Origin of the sequence: Stenotrophomonas sp. GD03819 (assembly GCF_029841665.1) — a bacterium.
Classification (GTDB): Bacteria; Pseudomonadota; Gammaproteobacteria; order Xanthomonadales; family Xanthomonadaceae; genus Stenotrophomonas; species Stenotrophomonas geniculata.
Genome location: NZ_JAOCEW010000033.1, coordinates 1 through 20,428 on the forward strand (window position 1 = coordinate 1; position 20,428 = coordinate 20,428).

A 20,428-nucleotide genomic window follows, 5' to 3' on the forward strand; every position below is an offset into this window, starting at 1 on the left:
GCTGGTTTTCCACCGAGCGCGGCCGGGTGACAAACCCGGCAACTTTCGGCACTGTCGTGGTGTCTGAACACCACGCAGTCTCCCCCTTGGCAAGGCGCCTTCGAGCACGTCAATGAAATTCAAAGCCCCCGCATTCCTGATGGCCCTGGCGCTGGTTGCGCCGCTGGCGCTGGCGGCCAAGGCCGACTCGCCGGCATTGCCCGCCGCGGCAACCGCCGATCAGGTGACCACCTCCAAGCTGGTGTACGGCCTGTTGTCCGACAGCCGTTACGCCTACCGCCCGCGCGCGCTGGACGAGGCCACCTCCAAGGACGTGTTCAAGCGCTACCTGGAGACGCTGGACGGCGGCAAGCAGTACTTCACCCAGGCCGACGTGGCGCGCTTCGCGCCGTTCGAAGCCAACATCTCCTCGGCCATCCGTGGCGGCGAGCTGGAGCCGGCGTTCCAGGTGTTCGCGGTCTACAAGCAGCGCGTCGGCGAACGTGTGGCCTATGCGCGCAAGCTGCTCAAGCAGGAGCCGGACTTCACCACCGACGAGCGCTTCGAATACGACCGCAAGAAGGTGCCGTGGGCGGCCAGCAGCGCCGAACTGGATGAGCTGTGGCGCAAGTCGGTGAAGAACGACTGGCTGCGCCTGAAGCTGGCCGGCAAGAAGCCGGACGACATCCGCAAGACGCTGGACAAGCGCTACGCGACGCTGGAGAAGTCGGTCAATGAACTGAAGGGCGAAGACGTCTTCCAGTTCTTCATGAATTCGTACACCAGCGCGGTCGATCCGCACACCGATTACTTCACCCCGCGCACCGCCGAGAACTTCAACCAGGCGATGTCGCTGTCGCTGGAAGGCATCGGTGCGCAGCTGCAGCGCCAGGACGACGTAGTGGTAATCCGCGAGATCATCGCCGGTGGTCCGGCTGCGGTGGACGGCACGCTGAAGCCGGGTGACCGTATCGTCGGCGTCGGCCAGGGCAAGTCCGGCCTGGTCGAGGACGTGATCGGCTGGCGCATCGACGATGTCGTGGCCAAGATCCGTGGCGCCAAGGACACCCAGGTCAAGCTGGAATTCATTCCGGCCGCTGAAGGTGCCGACGGCAAGCACCATACCCTGGTGCTGACCCGCCAGAAGGTGCGCCTGGCCGAACAGGCTGCCAAGGGCGAGACCATGACCATTCCGGCCGCCAACGGCGAGCCGGCACGCAAGGTCGGCGTGATCAAGCTGCCGACCTTCTACCAGGACTTCGAAGGCCGTCGCCGCAATGCGGCCGATTACGCTTCGGCCACCCGCGACGTGGCCAAGCTGCTGGCCGGCTTCAAGAACGACAAGCTGGATGGCGTGGTGCTGGATCTGCGCAACAACGGCGGTGGTTCGCTGGATGAAGCCATTGAACTGACCGGCCTGTTCATCGAGCAGGGCCCGGTGGTGCAGGTGCGCGAGTCCGGTGGCCGCGTCACCGTCAACAGCGACCGCAACCAGGGCGTGGCATGGGATGGCCCGCTGGCGGTGCTGATCAACCGCGGTTCGGCCTCGGCCTCGGAGATCTTCGCCGGTGCCATCCAGGATTACGGCCGTGGCCTTGTGATCGGTGAGACCAGCTTCGGCAAGGGCACGGTGCAGAACATCGTCGACCTCGACCGTTGGCCGAGTGGTGAGACCCAGCGCTTCGGTCAGGTCAAGCTGACCATCGCCCAGTTCTTCCGCATCAGCGGCAGCAGCACCCAGCACAAGGGTGTGGTGCCGGACCTGGCGTTCCCGGCCAGCGTCGATGCCACCGAGTTCGGCGAGAGCACCTACGATAACGCCCTGCCGTGGACCCGCATCGCCGCCGTGCCGCACACCCAGTACGGCAACTTCGCGCCGCTGCTGCCGAAGCTGGAAACCCGCCATGACGCGCGCATTGCCGCCGACAAGGAATTCCAGTGGTGGAACGAGGACGTGCAGCAGTTCCGCACCGAGGCCGCGAAGAAGTACATCTCGCTCAATGAGGCCACCCGCCGCGCCGAGCGTGAGCGCCAGGACACCCAGCGCAAGGAGCGCCAGGCGATGCGCAAGGAACTGGGCCTGGCCCTGGACCCGCTGGCCGATGACAGCAACGACGACGGCCTGACGGGCAACGAGCGCGACATCGTCAAGGATGCCGCACGCGAGAAGGCTGCCGAGAAGCGTCCTGACCCGCTGCTGCGCGAGTCGGCCTCGATCCTGGCCGATGCGGTGAACCTGCTGGCCAACGACCGCCCGCTGTCGGCGCAGGTGCTGCCGCAGTCCACCGGCGCCGGTCGCTGGGCGGACTGAGCCGGCGACGGCATGCGATACCGCAGGGGGGGCGGCATTGCCGGCCCCTTTTCGTTTGGGTGCCTCCGTCCCGGTAGCGCCGGGCCATGCCCGGCGAGCCATGTGCCACAAACGACTTAATCCCCTCCGTCCCTTTTTTGTGCATGAACAGGCAGCAACGGGGGGGCGCGGTCATGCCGGTTTCGACCCGCCGCACACGGCCGCAGGACTACCCTTGGCGGTACCGTCCTCGCAGGAGTACCCATGCGGGCCTCCCGTCTTTCCAGTGCTGTTGTGGCGCTTGGCAGCGCCCTGATCCTGTCGGCCTGTGGTGGCCGCACCGCCGACAGCACGTTGCTGCGCGAATCCTTCGACTCCGGCGACACGTTCTCGCGTACCGTCGATGGCCGCCCGGGCGAAGCCTGTGAAGCTGCGCGACGCACCCTGCTCAGCCAGGGCTATGCCATCGCCCGTGCCGATGACGCACAGGTGGAAGGCAACAAGAACTTCCAGCCGCGCGAAGACGACCATGAGCAGCTGGTGCTGCGCATCTCCTGCGCGCCGCGTGGCAACCAGACGCTGGTGTTCGTCAGTGCGGTGCAGGACCGCTATGCGCTGAAGAAGAGCCCGACCTCAGCCAGTGTCGGTGTCGGTGCGCTGGGCTCGGTATCGCTGCCGTTCGGCAGCAACGACGATTCGTTGGTGAAAGTGGCGAGCAGCACGGTCACCGATGCCGATTTCTATCGCCGCTTCTTCCAGCGCCTGCAGCAGTACCTGCCGCCGGCTGCGGGCACGCCATCACCGTTGCCGCCGCCCTCTGCAGTTCCTGAGCCCGCACCCGCCCGCACGGACCAGGGCTGAACGTGCACGGCGGGTTGATGGGCGCGGCCCTGCTGCTGGCGCCCGTGCTGGGCATGGCGGCCACAGCCGCCGACTGTACGCAGGGGCTGCTGCAGCGGCTGGGCTGGCGTTTCGATGAAGCCGCGCTCAGTACGCCGCAGGTCCACGGCGGCGCAGTGTGTACGCGCGCGTCGCTGGCCGAGTCGCAGGCTGCCGGCGACCTGCACGCGCGCTGGCCGGCAGACATGTCTGCTGCAGCGCGCCAGGCGTTGCTGCAGCAGCTGCTGGACGATCCGGCCACGGTCTGCGCCTATGCGTTCGAGCTGGGTGCAGCCACGCAACGTGCCGCTACTGCATTGCAGGGCAATCCAGGATTCCGCTTCTCTGGCCTGCAGCTCGGTTGGATTGGCTTCGGCCTGCACGGCGCACAGGCGCAAAGCTGGCAGCGCACGCGAAGTTTCGGCCGTGGTTTCGTGCCCACTGCGAGCAACAGCCAGGCGCTGCAGGCGTTCTACAGCGGCAATGTGCGCGCCGAATGCGGAGTCGGCCGCCAGGTCGCGCAGCTGGCCGCCCAGCGCGAGCTGTATGGCGATGCTGCATTCGACGCCGAATTTGCCGCAGAGGAGCTGTCGATCGGCACGTTCCTCGCCCTGCACGGTACCGACAGCATTCTGCTCGGCGCTCATTCCGGCGATTTCTTCGCCGATGGCAAGGCGGTGCGCACCTCGGCGATGGGGCGGCAGGCGTTCGTGGGCGTGCCCGGTTTCATCGAACATGTGTACGACAAGGGCACGCTGGACGACCTGAGCAACCAGGCCGAGAACTTCGTGGTGGTTGACGTGGGCGCGGACGCTGCGCAGGCCCTGGCCACCCACGGCGGCCTGGCCTGGTACGACCAGCGCAATGTCGAACTATGGAAACTCGCGCAGGACATCCCGCGGATCGGCCAGCGCTACTTCGAGCGCCTGCTGTTCGAGCGCGACCCGGACCTCCGTGCACGGCTGGAACCGCGCTACCACGCCACGCTGGCACGCATGGACCAGCTGCTGGACGATCCGTTCTACCAGCAGTTCGTGATCTATGTGCATCCACGCGGTATACGTCCCATCGGCTACCACATCGCCCGCCTGCTTGATCGCAACCCACGAACGCCGTTTTCGATCGACCTGGCGGTGCACAATCTGCATACCACGCTCTACCGGCGTTGGCGCGAGGCGCAGCTGCGCCACTGCGCGGCTACCGGCAGGCCAGGCAGCCTGACCCTAGACCCCAACTGAAGGTGAAACAATGGATATTGCAATGATCGGCCTCGGCCGCATGGGCGCCAACATGGCCCAGCGCCTGCATCGCGGCGGCCACCGCGTGGTCGGCTACGACCCGGGCGAAGGCGCCCGCCAGCGCGCCGCCGAGGCCGGCCTGGGGGTGGTTGATTCTCTGGCCGCGGCCGTAGCCGCACTGCCGGTGCCGCGCGTGGTGTGGCTGATGGTGCCGGCTGGCGAAACCGTCGACCAGACCCTGGGCCAGCTGACCCCGCACCTGGCCGAGGGTGACATCGTCATCGACGGCGGCAACTCCAACTACCAGGACTCGATCCGCCGCGCCAAGGCGCTGGCCGAGGACGATCTGGGCTACGTCGACTGCGGCACCAGCGGTGGCGTGTGGGGCCTGCAGGAGGGCTACAGCCTGATGGTCGGTGGCGAAGCGCCGGTGGTGGAGCAGATCGCACCGCTGCTGCGCACGTTGGCACCGGCTGAAGATCGCGGCTGGGCACGTGTCGGTCCGTCTGGCGCCGGCCACTTCACCAAGATGGTCCACAACGGCATCGAATACGGAATGATGCAGGCCTACGCCGAAGGCTTCGCGTTGATGGAGCGCAAGCAGGAGATGGAGCTGGACCTGGCCCAGGTGGCCGAGGTGTGGCGCCACGGCAGCGTGGTGCGCTCGTGGCTGCTGGACCTGAGCACCGAAGCCCTCAAGCGCAATCCGTCGCTGGATGGCATCGCGCCGTACGTGGAGGATTCTGGTGAAGGCCGCTGGACCGTGGCCGAAGCGATCGCACTGGATGTGCCGGCACCGGTGATCACCTTGTCGCTGCTGGAACGCCTGCGCTCGCGTGAATCCAATTCGTTCACCGACCGCCTGCTGTCGGCGATGCGCAATGAATTCGGCGGCCACGCGATCAAGAAGTCGTAAGCACCGATTGGCGTAGATCCACGCATGGCGTGGATCTACGTGTCGACCAAGGTCGACACCCACCAGGAGCCGATCATGCCATTTCGGCAGATCGCGGGTATCTGTCGAAGGCGGGGTGGGTCCGGTTGCGGGGGCGTGAGCGCCATGGATGGCGCGACCGAGGCTACATGGATGTACTTGCGCCGTCCCCCGCAACCGGATCCACCCCGCCATCCCAGGGAATGCCCGCTTTTGACGTTGCTGCTGCCGTTGATTCGGCAGGTGCAGGGCGCAGCCCTGCCGATCACCCCAACGCGATTCGCCGCCCTTCGCGCGCACTGTCCATGCCGGCCTGCAGCAGCCGCATCAACTGCAATGCCTGCACCGGGCTGACCGTGGCTTCTCCGTCGCCATGCATCGCCGCCGCGAACTGTGCATACAGCCGCCGGTAGTCACCGGGCAGGTTGTCGACCGTCGTGCGCTGCACGTTGTCTTCGGCATCGCAGCGCACCAGCTCACCATGCCGCGGATCGATACCCCAGCCTGGCGCACCGGGTGCCACACCGCGGCGCAGCTGCGCCTCCTGCACGTCCAGGCCGTGCTTGATCCAGCTTGCCTTGCTGCCATGCACGCTGAAGTGCGGCGTCTGCGCCGCCACCAGCGAACCGGAATGGATGATCGCGCGATGCCGCGGGTAGTGCAGCACCGCGTGGAAGTAATCGATGCCGCTGCCACCTTCGCGCTGCACGGCCAGATCGGCATCGATCGCCTCGGGCCAGCCGAACAGCACCAGCATCTGGTCCAGCAGGTGCGGGCCCAGGTCGTACCACAGGCCACTGCCGGGGCCATCCTGTTCGCGCCAGCGGTCGCGTACCTGTGGACGGTAGCGATCGAAGTGCGCATGGCACTCGGCAATGTCGCCGAGCGTCCCGTCCGCAAGCAGCGCCTGCAGCGTGAGGAAGTCGGCATCGAAGCGCCGGTTCTGGAACACGGTGGCGATGCGTCCGGCATCGCGTGCCGCAGCCAATACCGTTTCCGCTTGGGCCACGTCCAGCGCGAACGGCTTGTCGACCAGCACATGCTTGCCCGCAGCCAGTGCCGCGATTGCCAGCGGCGCATGCTGTTCATTCGGCGTGGCGATCACTACGGCATCCACGCCTGGATCGTCGAACACCTCCTGCGGCGTGGAACGCACGTGCACGTCGCTGAACGCGCGCAGCAGCGTGTCGCGCTGCGAGCTCACGATGCTGTGCAGCACCAGGCCCGGCGTGTGCTGGATCAGGGGCGCATGGAAGACGCGGCCGGCAAGGCCGTAGCCGATCAGGGCCAGATGCAGGTCGGGGCGCATGGCAGAGCTCCGGCAGTGGGAAGGGCAGGGTAAACGACCCGCGACGGCAACCCCAAACTGAACCGTTGCCGTTGAATGCGGGTCGATTCACGGCAGCGTGACCGCAGCGCCACGCGTGCTCTACGCCTACTTGTCCAGACTGGCAGCACATTCCGCAGGAGTACGACACGATGAGCAATACGACCCGCACGCTGATTGCCTCGGCCCTTACGCTGGCCCTGGCGCTGTCCTCCTCGGCCGCATTCGCCAAGGATCCGGCCGCGAAGAGTCCCCCCAAGACCGATCATTCGGCAATGACCCACGCCGACCGCCATGATTCCAACGAGCCGGTGACCGACAGCTGGATCACCACCAAGGTGAAGGCTGATCTTCTGGCCAGCAGCAACGTTCCGGGCACGGAGATCAAGGTGGAAACGGTGAACGGCGTGGTCAGCCTCAGTGGCGCCGTGGCGACCCAGGCCGAGAAGGACAAGGCGGTCACCACCGCCAAGGGCATCAAGGGCGTGACCCGCGTCGATGCCGCTGCATTGAAGGTCAGTGCTGCTGCCAAGCGCTGACCCCGGTGGGCGCCCCATGCGGGGCGCCCACTGACCTGTAGAGCCGAGCCATGCTCGGCTGGAACTCCAAGGCAGCCGAGCGTGGGCTCGGCTCTACAGCATCGAATTCCGAACCCGTTCAGCCAACCGCGCTGGAAATTCCAGAGTCGTGACCGCCTGCGCTATATTGCCGGTTCCGCCGCAGTGGGGCCGGTAACGGCAGACGCTTTGCGGCTGTGCTGACGAGGAACTATGGCGCTGGTTTTCAGTGATGACATCTGGGACCGCTGGCGGTTGCCGGCCCTGGCGCTGGCCGCTGCCGCGATCATCGTGGTGCCGTGGTTGACCCTGCGCAAACTGCAGCAGGACAGCGAAGATGCGATGGCCTGGGTCAACCATACCCAGGCCGTCGGTGTGGCGCTGCAACAGCTGCAGGCCGATGTACGCGATGTCGAATCGGCCGCGCTGACACTGTCCAAGGGCGTGGACGCACCTGGCCTGCGCGAGCGCATGGCCAAAGCCAATGACCTTCCCGGGCGCCTGGCTGAACTGGGGCGGATGACCCGCGACAATCCTGATCAGCTGATCCGCATCGGCCGCATCGAGTCGATGCTGGAAGGGCGCATGGCGCTTGCCCGCGAACTGGCAAAGTCCGAGCCCAACAGTGATCAGCGCGAGCTGGTGCAGGATCTGAGCACGCGTTATCCGATCCGTGGCCTGGTGGAGGAACTGCAGGCCAGCGAGCAGAAACTGCTGACACAGCGTGCCGAGCAGGCTGCCCGCCAGCGCAAGCAGACCGAGCTGGTGTCGTGGAGTTCGCTGGTGATCCAGCTGTCGCTGCTCGGCCTGGTGCTGTGGCTGCTGCAGCGGCAGATTGGTCGCCGCCTGTATGCCGAACGGCAGTCGCTGCGCTCGGCCGCACGTGCAGCCTCGGTGCTGCAGACCGTGCGTGAACCGATCGTGCTGCTCGACCGCGACCTGCGCGTGCAGCTGCACAACCCTGCCTTCGCCGAGTTGTACGGGCTGCAGGATGAACGCGCCGATGGCCTGTTGCTGGACACTGTCGGCGACGGCGCGTGGAAGGATCCCGTGATGCGCCAGCGACTGTCCGATGTGCTGTTGCGCGGCCGCGAACTGTGGGACTTCGAGCATGAACAGCGCGCCGCCGATGGCATGGTGCGCTACATGCTGCTCAACGCGCGGCGCATGCCGCTGCCGGACACCGACGACGAAGTGGTGTTGCTCACGATCAGTGACGTCACCGTGCAGCGTGCCGTGCAGTTGCGGGTGGAGGAACTGAACCGCCAGCTGGAAGGCAAGGTTGCGCAGGTGTCCGAGGTCAACAGGGAACTGGAAGCCTTCAGCTATTCGGTCTCGCACGATCTGCGCGCGCCGCTGCGCCACGTGGCCGGATTCTCCGACAAGCTGTCGCGCCATCTGGGCGACGCCGCCGATGACAAGAGCCGCCATTACCTGGAGGTGATCTCCAGTTCGGCGCGGCGCATGGCGGCACTGATCGACGACCTGCTGGTGTATTCGCGGTTGGGCCGCGCGGCAATGCGCCAGCAGGCGGTGGACATGCAGTCGCTGGTGGCCGATACCCGCGCCATGCTCGATTCCAACCTGCAGGCCGAGGCCGAGAACAGCGGCCATGCGCACCACGTGGAGTGGAGCATCGCACCGCTGCCGATCGTGGTGGGCGATGAGAACATGATCCGCCAGGTCTGGCTGAACCTGCTCGGCAACGCGGTGAAGTATTCGGGCAACCGCGAACCGGCGAAGATCCGCGTGGACTACCAGCCGCAGCCTGACGGCGGTCATCAGTTCACGGTCAGCGACAATGGTGCAGGCTTTGACATGGCCTACGCCGGCAAGCTGTTTGGTGTCTTCCAGCGCCTGCACAAGGCCAGCGACTACCCGGGTACCGGCATCGGCCTGGCCAGCGTGCGCCGCGTGCTCACCCGTCATGGTGGCCGTATCTGGGCCGAGGCTGAACCGGACGTCGGCGCCACCTTCCACTTCTACCTGCCTCCCGCGATCGATGCGGACAAACAAGGGCCTTCTGCATGACCACTCTGCGCACCATTCTTCTCGCCGAAGACAGCCCGGCTGATGCCGAAATGGCGATCGACGCCCTGGAAGAGGCGCGTCTGGCCAACCCCATCGTGCACGTCGAGGATGGCGTGGAAGTGATGGACTACCTGTTGCGCCGTGGTGCCTTTGCCAACCGTGAGGAAGGCCTGCCGGCGGTGCTGCTGCTGGACATCAAGATGCCGCGCATGGATGGCCTGGAAGTGCTGCGGCAGATCCGCGAGCACGAAGAGCTCAAGCGCCTGCCGGTGGTGATCCTGTCGTCCTCGCGCGAGGAAAGTGACCTGGCCCGCAGCTGGGACATGGGCGTGAACGCCTATGTGGTCAAGCCGGTGGACGTGGACCAGTTCTTCGGCGCGGTGCAGACCCTGGGAAAGTTCTGGGCGTTGATCAACCAGGCACCGGAACTCGAGTGAGCCCATGCCCCTGACCGGTCCCGCCCTGGGGGCGCTGCGCATCCTGCTGGTGGAGGACTCACCGGAAGATGCCGAGCTGATGTCCGAACAGATGCTTGATGCGGGCCTGGAGGCCCGTTTCGAGCGTGTCGAGAGCGAGGCTGAACTGCGCCAGGCACTGGTCGCGTTCCAGCCGGACATCGTGCTGTCCGACCTGAGCATGCCGGGATTCTCCGGTGACGACGCGCTGCGCATCGTGCGCGAAACCTCACCGGAAGTGCCCTTCATCTTCGTCTCCGGCACCATGGGTGAGGAGAACGCGGTGGCGGCGCTGCAGAAGGGCGCCAATGACTACATCATCAAGCACCTGCCGGCGCGCCTGCCGTCGGCAGTGGCGCGTGCGATCCGCGATGCACGCAGCGCGATCGAGCGTGCTCGGGTGGAAACCGAACTGATGCGCGCACAGCGCCTGGAAAGCCTGTCGCTGCTCGCCGCCGGCCTCAGTCACGACCTGCGCAACATCCTGCAGCCGCTGCTGATCATGCCGGACCTGCTGAAGGCGCGAACCGACGATCCGCAGCTGCACCATCTGGCCGATGTCATCGCCGAGTGCGGCCGCCGTGGCCATGAGATGGCCGAATCGATGCTGTCGTTCGTGCGCGGTTCGCGCAAGCCGAGCGAACGCATCGAGATCGATGGCCTGTTCGATGCGGTGGCGCTGCTGTTGCGCAGCAACGTGCCCGATGCGGTGCGCCTGGAACTGCAGGTGCAGGACGAAGGCCTGGTGGTCGACGCCAACTACACCGAACTGCAGCAGGTGATGCTGAACCTGGCGCTCAACGCGATCCAGGCGATGCCCAACGGCGGTCGCCTGAGCCTGACCGCCAGCCATGCCGGCCAGCGCGATGGCGTGGACTGGATGCACATCCGGGTGGCTGACGAAGGGATCGGCATGGATGCGGACACACTGTCGCATCTGTTCAATCCATTCTTCACCACCAAGGCCGATGGCACCGGCCTGGGCCTGATCTCCTGCAAACGCATTGTTGAAGGCGCCGGCGGCAGCATCCACGTCAGCAGCCAGCCGGGGCAGGGCACCTGCTTCGAGCTGCGCCTGCCGATGCACGACGCCATTGATGGCAGTGAGCCGATCGAACAGCTGGTGGCACTGGGCAGTGGCCAGTCGATCCTGGTGGTCGATGGCGAAGCCACGCGCCTGTCGCTGCTGGGCAATGCGCTGTCCAGCCAGGGCTACCAGCTGCAGCTGGCGTCCGACGGCCCGGCTGCGCTGCGCTGGATGCAGCAGGAGGCGTTGCCGGCACTGGTGATCGCCGACGCCGGCTCCAAGCTGCTGCCGGCCAGCCAGCTGTTGGGCGAGATGGCGGCACTGGGCTATCGCGGCCCGGCGCTGGTGCTGGAGGACCCTGCGGTGCCGGTCTCGGCCGATGCATTCCCGGCCGGTGTGGAGGTGCATGTGCTGCGCAAGCCGCTGCAGATGCAGCAGGTCTTCCGCGCGGTGGCCGAAGCGCTGGGTTGAGTAAGCGTCGCCGGGCATGGCCCGGCGCTACCCACCGCCTTCGGTAGCGCCGGGCCGTGCCCGGCGGCAGGTCAGGTCGATCAATCCACGGTTTCCCAGGGGAACCGCGGCAGGGCGTCCACCGCCTGTTCCAGCCGCCGCGACCAGTTCTGATGGATGTCGGCATACAACGCCGAATCCGCGCCCAGCCGCAGCTGCTGGCCGATGCGCAGCTCGCCGTCGCGCAGCAGCGCAAGATCGATCGGCAGGCCCACCGACAGGTTGGAACGGATGGTGGAGTCCAGCGAGACGATCGCCGTGCGCGCTGCATCCTCCAGGCGCGTGGCCGGGCTGAGGATGCGGTCGAGGATCGGCTTGCCGTACTTGGACTCACCGATCTGCAGGTAGGGCGTCTCCGGCGAGGCGGCGATGGCGTTGCCGAGCGGGTAGATCATGTACAGCCCGGGCCGCTCGCCGGCGATCTGGCCGCCGAAGATCAGCGTGGCCTGGGTGTTGACTCCATCGTGGCCATGTTCGCTGTAGCTGCTGTGCACCTGGCTGTCCACCAGCAGCTGGCCGACGTACTCGGCAGCCTCGAACAGGTGGGTCATGTCGTGCAGGTTGGGCGTGCGTCGTTCACTGGCGTCGCGCCCCAGGCGCGACACCAGCAGCTGGGTGGTGGCCAGGTTGCCAGCCGCCATCAGCACGTAGGCTGCCTGGCCGGGGTACTCGAACACGTGCAGCTTGCGGTGCACGCGCACATCGTCCAGCGAGGCATTGGTCCGGGTGTCGGCAGCGAAGACCAGGCCCTCGTCCACCTCGATTCCAACGCAATAGGTCATGTCGGTGCCCTATCATGTGCGTCCCGGATTGTAGGCAGGCCGCCGTGACGACGGCATGTCCACGCCCCCCAAGTGCCGTCACCTGAACCGCATGACCACCGTGCTCCTGAGCCTGGGCAGCAACGTCCAGCCCCGCCGCTACCTCCACGCCGCGGTGACGGCCCTGCGCGAGCGCTTCGGCGCGCTGCGGGTGTCGCCGGCCTACCGTACTGCCGCGGTCGGCTTCGACGGCCCGGCCTTCCTCAACAACGCCGTGGCGATCGACACCGACCTGCCGCTCCAGGAACTGGACGACTGGCTGCACGCGCTGGAAGACGCGCACGGCCGCGACCGCAGCGGGCCGCGCTTCTCCGACCGGACCCTGGACATCGACGTGGTGTTCTACGGTGACCTGGTGGTGGAAGGCCCCGGCCACCTGCGCATCCCGCGCCCGGAGCTGAAGCATGCCTTCGTGCTGAAGCCGCTGGCCGACATCGCCCCGGACTTCATCGACCCGGTCAGCGGATTGGACCTGGCCACGCTGTGGCGTGCGCACACGCAGTTTGGCGAAGCGTTCGAGGTCGTGGAGCTGGAATGATCGGTTGTTGTTGCCGCTGCGCTCGCCGGGCATGGCCCGGCGCTACCGGTGGTGCCGGTCGCTGGCCGGCAATGCTTCAACTGACCGTGCGCCCGCCATCCACGCGCAGGGTGTGGCCGGTGACGAAGCTGGCTTCGGCCACCAGCCAGTACACCGCTTCGGCAATCTCCTCGACCGTGCCGATCCGCGCCAGCGGCGTGCGCGCCAGCAGCGCCTCGCGGGCGAAATCGTCCTTGCCCTGTTCCGGCCACAGGATCGCGCCGGGCGCCACCGCATTGACCCGCACCTTCGGCGCCAGCTCCAGCGCCAGCGAGCGGGTGGCCATCTCCAGCGCGGCCTTGGCCATCGTGTAGGCGATGTGGTCCCGCATCGGGTCGGTGCCGTGCAGGTCGGTCAGGTTGACGATGCAGCCCTGCTGGCGGCGCAGGTAGGGCGCCGCCGCCTGTGATAGCAGCAGCGGCGCGCGCGCGTTGACCGCATACAGCTCGTCCATTGCCTCGGCGGTAACCTGACCGAGCGGGGTGGGGAAGAAGTTGGAGGCATTGTTGACCAGCGCGTCCAGGCGGCCGAAGTGGGTGACGGCCTGTTCCACCAGGTCGGGCAGGGCGTCGGCGTCACGCAGGTCGGCCTGCAGGGCCAGCACGCTGCCGGGGCGCACGTTGTCGAAATCGAACGCGGCCTGCTGCAGCTCGGCGCTGGAGGTGTTGGCATGCAGCACCACCGACCAGCCACAGGCGTGGAACTGGCGGGCGATGGCCGCACCGATCCGGCGCGCGCTGCCGGTGATCAGGACCACGGGGTGGGTATCGCTCATCGAGGGTCCTCCAAGGCTCGGCTATCCTGTGCACCATTGTCACCGCATTCGAAGACGCCATGCAGCCCACCTTCCCCCTGCCCGAAGCCGATGCCCTGGCCCACAGCGACCAGCTGGCCGCCGCCCTGCGCGCCGAGATCCTTGCCCAGGGCGGGGCGATGCCCTTCTCGCGCTTCATGGAGCTGTGCCTGTATACCCCTGGCTGGGGTTACTACAGCGCCGGCGCCAGCAAGTTCGGTGGCAGTGGTGACTTCACCACCGCGCCCGAGCTTGGCAGCCTGTTCGCCGGCAGCGTGGCCAATGCGCTGGCGCCGGTGTTCGCGCAGCTGGGTGCACAGGCGCGGATGCTGGAACTGGGCGGCGGTACCGGCGCCTTTGCCGAGGCCGTGCTGCTGCGCCTGGCCGAACTGGACGCGCTGCCGTCGCGCTATGCCATCCTCGAACCCAGCGCGGACCTGCGCGAGCGCCAGCAGCAGCGCCTGCAGCAGAACCTGCCGGCCGAGCTGGCCGCGCGCGTGGACTGGGTCGACCGCCCGTTCGAAGAGGACTGGGAAGGCGTGGTGTTCGCCAACGAGGTGATCGACGCGCTGCCGACGCCGCGCTTCCTGATCCGCGATGGCGAGGTCTATGAGGAAACCGTCGAGCTGGATGCCGAAGGCAACTTCATCCGTGGTGCGCAGCCGGCCGATATCCTGCTCAACGGTGCGGTGCGCCACATCGAGCGCTACCTGGAAAAGCCCTTCGCCGAAGGCTACCGCTCCGAGGTGCTGCCGCAGCTGCCGTACTGGCTGCAGGCGGTGGCCGGCGGCCTGCAGCGTGGCGCGATGCTGTTCGTCGACTACGGTTACAACCGCGGCGAGTTCTACCAGCACGACCGCGACGATGGCACCGTGCGCGCGTTCTACCGCCACCACGTTCACAACGACGTGCACCGCTGGCCGGGCCTGCAGGACATTACGGCGTCGGTGGATTTCACCGCGATGGCCGAGGCCGGCATGCACGGCGGTTTCGAGCTGGCTGGCTACTGCAGCCAGGCCAGCTTCCTGCTCGGTAATGGCCTGGACCAGGTGCTGCTGCTGGCCGAGGAACGCACCGACGAGGTCGGCCGCATCCAGTTGCGCGACCAGGTGAAGAAGCTGACCCTGCCGACCGAGATGGGCGAGCGCTTCCAGGCCATCGGCCTGCAGCGTGGCGTCGATTTCGAACCGGCCTTCGAACTGGGTGACCTGAGCTGGCGCCTGTGAGCGAGGTGTTGCAGGTGATCAAGCCGCTGCGGCGGCCGCGGTTGTGGGCCGTGCTGTGGGGTTTGGCCGTGCTGCTGGTGATTGTGGTCTGCCTGATCCCGCCACCGCCGATTCCGTTGCCGGAAAACAGCGACAAGGGCGAACACTTCCTCGCCTATTTCATCCTGGCAGGCAGCGCGGTGCAGCTGTTCCGTCGGGGCCGCCCGCTGCTGTGGGTGGGCGTGGGCCTGGTGCTGATGGGCATCGGCATCGAGTTCGCGCAGGGCGCGCTGACCAGCAACCGCATGGCCGACCCGATGGATGCCATCGCCAACACGATCGGTGTGCTGGCCGGCATGGCCACCGCACTGACCCCGCTGCGCGACCTGCTGCTGCGCTGGCGCGGGTGAGGTTCCTGTAGAGCCGAGCCCATGCTCGGCTTTCCGGTTGAAAAGCAGCCGAGCATGGGCCCGGCTCTACAGTAGATCCACGCGATGCGTGGATCCGGCCGCAAAGCGCCAACCAAGGTTGGCACCTACCTGAGCGTGACCTCATCCAGCACCCACATCGCCGGGCGCGTGTCGCCGGTGAAGTTGATGCACAGATCGCCGTTGCCAGCGGTGCCCTTCGGCAGCGCCGCGCGCAGGGTCACGAAGCCGTCGGCATCGGTCTGCGCCGGCAGCGGCACCTGAGCCAGCACCTTGCCCGTGCAATCACCGCGGCGGATCAGCATTTCACCGTGTGCGCTCCGGGCCTTTTCGAAGCGGCGCTTCGGCTCGTCGTGGGCCAGCTGGAAGTAGTACGGAATACGTCCCGCACGCACTTCCACGTTGCCGATGCCGTCCAGCTGCGCCTGCGGCCAGCGCCAGCACGGCTGGAAGATGTCCACGTTGAACACCGCACGCGTTCCCTCACGCGGGCCATCGTCTTCCAGGCGCAATACCAGGCCCTTCGTGCCCACGCAGCTGAGCAGCTCATCGCTGCGGCGGCTGAGCAGCGACTGCACGGTGAATGCGGCGATGGTCGGCTTCGCGGCCAGCATCTGCCCCTGGTAGAACGCCGCCGCCTGCACGGTGGTCGGCAGTTTCCCGGTCAGCGGCTGCTGGTACAGCGGCGACTGCGCGGTCACCGGTTGGCCATCGGTGCTGTAGCGCACTTCATAACCCAGCGGATTGGCCAGCGACACGGTCACTGTGCCGGCCGCGCGGTTGTCGGTGTAGTCCACGCCCACTTCGAACGGGGTCTGCGCATAGGCCAGGCCCCAGGCACGGTAGCGCTGCAGTTGGGAGGGCAGGCGCGCGAGGAAATCGCGGAAGTCGCGATGCTCCGGTGTGCTCCAGCCGGTCTCGGCCACCGCGGCCAGGCGCGGGAACAGGTTGTGCTGCAGGCGTGCATAGCTGCGCGTGTGCTCGGTGAACATGTTGGCCTGCAGGCCCAGGATATGCCCACGCTTGTCGGCGGCCAGCTCGGCCGGCACCGGCTCGAAGTTGTAGAGCTTGCCGAGGTTGACCTGGGTCGGACGGCCCGGCGGTTCATTTGGCGAGGCCGTCTGCAGGTAATCCAGGTACAGGTAGCCGACCGGCGACATGATCACGTCATGGCCGGCGCTGGCCGCAGCCAGGCCGCCTTCGGTGCCCTGCCACGACATCACTGTGGCCTGCGGCGGCAATCCGCCTTCGAGGATTTCGTCCCAGCCGATCAGGCGCCGGTCGTGTTCCTCCAGGAAGGTTTCCAGGCGCTTGATGATGTGGCTCTGCATGGCCATTTCATTCTTGATGCCCAGCGCACGCATGCGCTGCTGCACCCGCTTGGATGCTTCCCACTGGTCCTTCACCGCCTCGTCGCCACCGACGTGCACGTACCTGGCCGGGAACAGCGCGATCACTTCTTCCAGCACGTTCTCGAGGAAGGTGACGGTGCTGTCCTCCACGTTGAACAGGTTCGGGAACACGCCCCATTCGCTGATCGGCTTCAGCGGCGTATCGATGGTGCCCAGCTCCGGATACGCGGCAATCGCAGCAGTCGCGTGGCCCGGTACATCGATTTCCGGAATCACCTGGATATGCAGTTTCGCGGCATAGGCGATCACTTCGCGGATCTGCTCCTGGGTGTAGAAGCCGCAGTACGGATGCTCCTGGCCGCTGACCGGATCGATGCCGCCGTCACCGGCCGGCAGGCGGCAGCTGCCCACGTCGGTCAGCTTCGGGTAGCGCTTGATCTCCATGCGCCAGCCCTGGTCGTCGGTCAGGTGCCAGTGGAAGGTGTTGAGCTTGTGCGCGGCCATCGCGTCGAGCACGTGCTTGATCTCGTCCAGGCTCTGGAAGTGACGGGCGGAGTCGAGCATGAAGCCGCGCCAGCTGAAGCGCGGCGCGTCCTGGATCTGCACTGCGGGCAGCACGCCGTTGTTGCCGCCGGTGGCGAGCTGGGCGAGGGTGGTCGCGCCGTAGAACAGGCCGGTTTCGTTGCCAGCCTGCACCAGCACGCCCTGTGCGGTGCTTTCCAGCGTGTAGCCCTCACCGCTGTCGCGGAAGGTGGGCACGATCTGGAAGCGGATGCTGCCGGCCTTGGCGCTGGCTTTGCCCTTGGCCAGTGCCAGGCGCGGGCCACCGCTGCGGGCCAGCAGGTCGGCGAACTGGTTGGCGACGCGCTGCGCGGCTTCGCCTTCGGCCTGCAGCACGGTATCGGCGCGCACGGTGATGCCGCTGCCCTGGCCGCGCTGCACGGTGGCCGGGGCGGGAATCAGCATCAGGCTGCCGGCGCGCAGCTGCGGGCCGGGTGCTTCAGCGGCAGGCGTGGGGTCGGCGGCAAGTGCCGGCAGCGCCGGCAACAGGGCGAGCAGGCTGCCCAGCAGCACTGCGCTGCGCATCCGGGCGCGGGAAGGCTTGACCATCGGTACGACTCCTTGGAACGGTGCGATGAACGCTATACATGAAAAACGCCGGGCCCGGAATGACCCAGGCCCGGCGTGCGTGCACGACTCGGCGATGTTGCTGCCGCTGGATCAGTACTTGAAGCGGAAGTTGAGGTAGTACTGGCGACCGTTGCTGTAGAACGAGGTCGGGATCGCCGCGGTCTGGTAGTACTTGTAGGTCGGGTTGTTGAGGTTGAGCGCATCGAAGCTGATGCTCAGCCAGTCGGTGGCCTTGTAGCTCAGCGACGCCGACAGGGTGCCGAAGTCATCCTGGTAGTACGGGTTGGCGCCGGACAGGCCGATCAGGAACGACGAACGGCGGGTGTAGCTGACGCGTGCACCGAAGGTATCGTTCTCGAAGTAGGCACCGACGTTGTAGGTGTTCTTCGAAGTGCCCAGCAGGCTGTCGCTGCCGTCGGCCCAGGTGTGGTCGGTGCTGCCATCGGCGTAGGTGTAGTTGGCATTGACACCGAAGTACTCGCCGATCGGCTGCTCATAGGCCACTTCGATACCGCGGACCTTGCCGTCGGCATTGCGCGGGCGGGAGATGTTGTATTCCTCGAGACGGTTGGTCAGCTCGCTGAACAGCATCTCCTTTTCGGTGCTGAAGGCCACGTAGTCCTTCAGGCGCATCGAGTAGGCACCGATCGACAACATGCCGCGCGGCATGAAGTACCACTCCAGGTTGGCATCGAAGTTGGTCGACACCACCGGCTTCAGCTTCGGATTGCCGCCACCGCCAGTCCGGTTCAGGTCCGAACCGTAGGACGAGGCACCCAGTGCCGAGAAGTCCGGCAGGGTCTGGGTCTGCGAGGCGGCCACGCGCAGCACCAGGTCGTCGCGCAGGTCGTACTTGAAGTTGGCGCTCGGCAGCACGCGGTTGTGCTTGTTCTCGAAAGCTTCGCGGGTCCACGCGCCGAACAGGCTGCTCACGTCCGGCACGGTCGAGCCGGTGGCGGCGGCGTAGGTATCGATATCCTGCTTGATGTTGACGTAGCGCAGGCCGACGTTGCCGCTCCAGCGGTCGCCGCTGAAGTTGCCCTGTACGTACGCGGCGAAGTTCTTCTCGGACACCTTCCACTCGGCGCCGTAGTTGTGGCGGCCGGTCGGGCCGTCATTGCCGGACAGCCAAGTGGAGTTGTTGGTCACCGCTTCCTTCAGCGCACCAGGGGTGAAGTACCACAGGTCACGCGGGAAGCTGCCACCGATGCCGTTGGCAAAGCCGCCGGGGAAGTTGGCGGTAGCGCCGTTCTTCAGCGCATTCCAGATCGCGCCCGGGGTTGCGCCTTCCGGCGACTTGGCCTCGCGCTTGTGGTCGCCGAAGCGGGCGCCGAAATCGATCGAGTTCAGTACGCCAGCGTCGGCGAAGTACTGGTTGAAATCGAGCGTGGCCCACTTTTCCTTGTCGATCGCGGTGACCTGCTGGTTGCCCCAGGTGCCGAAGTCGGTCACGCCGCTCGGGCCGATGTTGCCACCGACGTTCCAGTCGATCGGCGAGCCGTTGCCGTGGGTTGCCCAGGTGGCGCCGCCACCACGGGCCAGGTTGACTTCGGCGATGTACTGGCGCGGCGTTTCGCCGGTGCCCTTGGTGCTGCCAGCCTGGAACTTCATGCCCAGGTTGTCGCTGATCTGCCAGTCGGCATCGAAGGTGATGTAGTTGGTCTTGGCCTTCGACTCGCGGTAGATCATGTCGTACACCGCGTAGTCGCGGTCGGCCTGGCCGGCGAAGGTGGCGTTGGACAGCACGCCATCCTTGACGACGTAACCCGGATTCGGGGCCTGGCCCGGAATCAGGATCTTGTTGCCATTGGCATCTTCAACGGTACGGTCGTTGAGGATGCGGCCGCCCCACAGCATGAAGTTGCGGTTGTAGTTGTTCGCCTTCAGTTCCGAGCTGAAGCCTTCCAGGCCGAGGGTCAGGTTGTCCATCGGCTTGAACTGCAGCGACACCAGGCCGCCCTTGCGCTCGCGGGTCTGTTCAAACAGGGTCGAGCCGAGCAGGCCCGGCGCGTACACGCCGGCCAGGTCCGGGTTGGACTTGGCCACGGTGCCATTCGGATCGATCTGGAAGAAGCCGCCCGGGATTTCCTGCGCTTCGCGGCGCAGCTCGCGCTTCTGGCTGAAGGCCTGCACCATCACGCCGAAGTTGCCTTCGTCGTTCTTGTAGTTGAACAGTGCCGACAGCTGCGGGTCGTTGGACTTGGCCTGGTCCGAACGCACCATGCCGATGGAGCCTTCCGCAGTGAGCTGCTTGGAGAATTCCAGCGGCTTGCGGGTGAGGATGTTGACGGTACCGGTGGTGCCGCCGTCCTGCAGCTTGGCCTGCGAGGACTTGTTCACTTCCACCGAGCGCACCAGTTCCGACGGCAGCAACGAGTAGCTGACGCTGCGGCCGACGTTGTTGCCCTGGCTGAGCACGAACCAGTCGGCGGTGCCGACGGTGTGGCCGTTGATCAGGGTCTGGGTCAGGCTCGGGCTGGTACCGCGCAGGCTGACACGGTCGGCTTCGTCGAAGCCGCCTTCGTCGGCGCTGGACGAGCTGATGTTCACGCCCGGCAGGCGCTGCAGCGTATCGGCGACGTTGTGCGCGGGCAGCTTGCCCACGTCTTCGGCGGTGACCACTTCCACGCGGGCATTGGCTTCGCGCTTGGTATCCAGCGACTTTTCCATCGAACCACGGATGCCGGTGACCTGCACGGTATCCAGGTCGGTGGCGGTCTGGGCGGCCTGCTGCGCGTGCGCACTGAAGGCGATGCAGCTGACGATGGCGGCCGAAAGCAGGGTCTTGCGGGTGTTCATGATGTCTCTCCTCATCACTCGATTGGATGCCGGCGGCGGTGTTCGATTACGGTTGCGATGACATGCGCGGGGCGGCGGCGAAGTCCCGTGCGTTG

General features: G+C 66.5%; 16 protein-coding genes. 11 read left to right on the forward strand and 5 right to left on the reverse strand.

Annotated elements, in window-relative coordinates; translation table 11 throughout:
• The first annotated feature begins 112 nt into the window (after positions 1-112).
• The 4 genes from N5D45_RS17645 (at position 113) to gnd (ending at position 5,302) form a co-directional block, all read left to right on the forward strand.
• Positions 113-2,290, forward strand: a complete 2,178-nt coding sequence (locus N5D45_RS17645) for a carboxy terminal-processing peptidase (protein ID WP_032130309.1) — start codon at positions 113-115, stop codon at positions 2,288-2,290.
• A 243-nt stretch (positions 2,291-2,533) separates the two neighbouring features.
• The gene (locus tag N5D45_RS17650) at positions 2,534-3,130 is read left to right on the forward strand and encodes a DUF2242 domain-containing protein (RefSeq protein WP_010480975.1); all 597 of its coding nucleotides are present in this window, start codon (positions 2,534-2,536) and stop codon (positions 3,128-3,130) included.
• Between the two features lie 17 nt (positions 3,131-3,147).
• On the forward strand, positions 3,148-4,386 hold the full coding sequence (locus tag N5D45_RS17655) for a hypothetical protein (protein WP_279939370.1): 1,239 nt from the start codon (positions 3,148-3,150) through the stop codon (positions 4,384-4,386).
• Positions 4,387-4,396: 10 nt separating this feature from the next.
• Complete coding sequence (gene gnd, locus N5D45_RS17660) at positions 4,397-5,302, forward strand: phosphogluconate dehydrogenase (NAD(+)-dependent, decarboxylating) (protein WP_279939371.1); 906 nt, start codon at positions 4,397-4,399, stop codon at positions 5,300-5,302.
• 283 nt (positions 5,303-5,585) lie between these two features.
• Here gnd and N5D45_RS17665 read toward each other — a convergent pair whose 3' ends face one another.
• Positions 5,586-6,629, reverse strand: coding sequence for an oxidoreductase (locus tag N5D45_RS17665; protein ID WP_057502878.1), 1,044 nt, complete (start codon positions 6,627-6,629; stop codon positions 5,586-5,588).
• Between the two features lie 170 nt (positions 6,630-6,799).
• Between N5D45_RS17665 and N5D45_RS17670 the strand changes: the two genes are divergently transcribed.
• From N5D45_RS17670 to N5D45_RS17685, 4 genes are all read left to right on the forward strand, one after another.
• The gene (locus N5D45_RS17670; protein ID WP_010480966.1) at positions 6,800-7,186 is read left to right on the forward strand and encodes a BON domain-containing protein; all 387 of its coding nucleotides are present in this window, start codon (positions 6,800-6,802) and stop codon (positions 7,184-7,186) included.
• 231 nt (positions 7,187-7,417) lie between these two features.
• Positions 7,418-9,235, forward strand: coding sequence for an ATP-binding protein (locus tag N5D45_RS17675; protein WP_043401644.1), 1,818 nt, complete (start codon positions 7,418-7,420; stop codon positions 9,233-9,235).
• Positions 9,232-9,672, forward strand: a complete 441-nt coding sequence (locus N5D45_RS17680; RefSeq protein ID WP_005411057.1) for a response regulator — start codon at positions 9,232-9,234, stop codon at positions 9,670-9,672. The genes N5D45_RS17675 and N5D45_RS17680 overlap by 4 nt, the downstream gene beginning before the upstream one ends.
• Before the next feature lie 4 nt (positions 9,673-9,676).
• Positions 9,677-11,188 carry a hybrid sensor histidine kinase/response regulator gene (locus N5D45_RS17685; protein WP_010480961.1) on the forward strand — a complete coding sequence of 504 codons (1,512 nt, stop codon included), beginning with the start codon at positions 9,677-9,679 and terminating at the stop codon, positions 11,186-11,188.
• A gap of 80 nt (positions 11,189-11,268) precedes the next feature.
• Here N5D45_RS17685 and N5D45_RS17690 read toward each other — a convergent pair whose 3' ends face one another.
• Positions 11,269-12,009 (reverse strand): 20S proteasome subunit A/B, encoded by a 741-nt coding sequence (locus N5D45_RS17690; protein ID WP_279939372.1) that lies wholly within the window; start codon positions 12,007-12,009, stop codon positions 11,269-11,271.
• A gap of 91 nt (positions 12,010-12,100) precedes the next feature.
• Between N5D45_RS17690 and folK the strand changes: the two genes are divergently transcribed.
• Entirely contained in the window at positions 12,101-12,586 is a 486-nt protein-coding gene (gene folK, locus N5D45_RS17695; RefSeq protein WP_019336898.1) for a 2-amino-4-hydroxy-6-hydroxymethyldihydropteridine diphosphokinase, read from the forward strand.
• Positions 12,587-12,662: 76 nt separating this feature from the next.
• Here folK and N5D45_RS17700 read toward each other — a convergent pair whose 3' ends face one another.
• Positions 12,663-13,400, reverse strand: coding sequence for a pteridine reductase (locus N5D45_RS17700; protein ID WP_008265570.1), 738 nt, complete (start codon positions 13,398-13,400; stop codon positions 12,663-12,665).
• Between the two features lie 59 nt (positions 13,401-13,459).
• On the opposite strand from N5D45_RS17700, the gene N5D45_RS17705 reads away from it, so the two are divergent.
• Both N5D45_RS17705 and N5D45_RS17710 read left to right on the forward strand, forming a co-directional pair.
• Positions 13,460-14,644 (forward strand): SAM-dependent methyltransferase, encoded by a 1,185-nt coding sequence (locus tag N5D45_RS17705; RefSeq protein WP_010480950.1) that lies wholly within the window; start codon positions 13,460-13,462, stop codon positions 14,642-14,644.
• A complete protein-coding gene (locus N5D45_RS17710) occupies positions 14,641-15,033 on the forward strand; it encodes a VanZ family protein (RefSeq protein WP_279939374.1) in 393 nt (130 codons plus the stop codon). The genes N5D45_RS17705 and N5D45_RS17710 overlap by 4 nt, the downstream gene beginning before the upstream one ends.
• 125 nt (positions 15,034-15,158) lie before the next feature.
• On the opposite strand, the gene N5D45_RS17715 is transcribed toward N5D45_RS17710, so the two are convergent.
• Together N5D45_RS17715 and N5D45_RS17720 are read right to left on the reverse strand one after the other, a co-directional pair.
• Positions 15,159-17,513, reverse strand: a complete 2,355-nt coding sequence (locus N5D45_RS17715) for a family 20 glycosylhydrolase (RefSeq protein ID WP_279939375.1) — start codon at positions 17,511-17,513, stop codon at positions 15,159-15,161.
• Positions 17,514-17,624: 111 nt separating this feature from the next.
• A complete protein-coding gene (locus tag N5D45_RS17720) occupies positions 17,625-20,333 on the reverse strand; it encodes a TonB-dependent receptor (RefSeq protein WP_279939376.1) in 2,709 nt (902 codons plus the stop codon).
• Positions 20,334-20,428 lie beyond the last annotated feature (95 nt).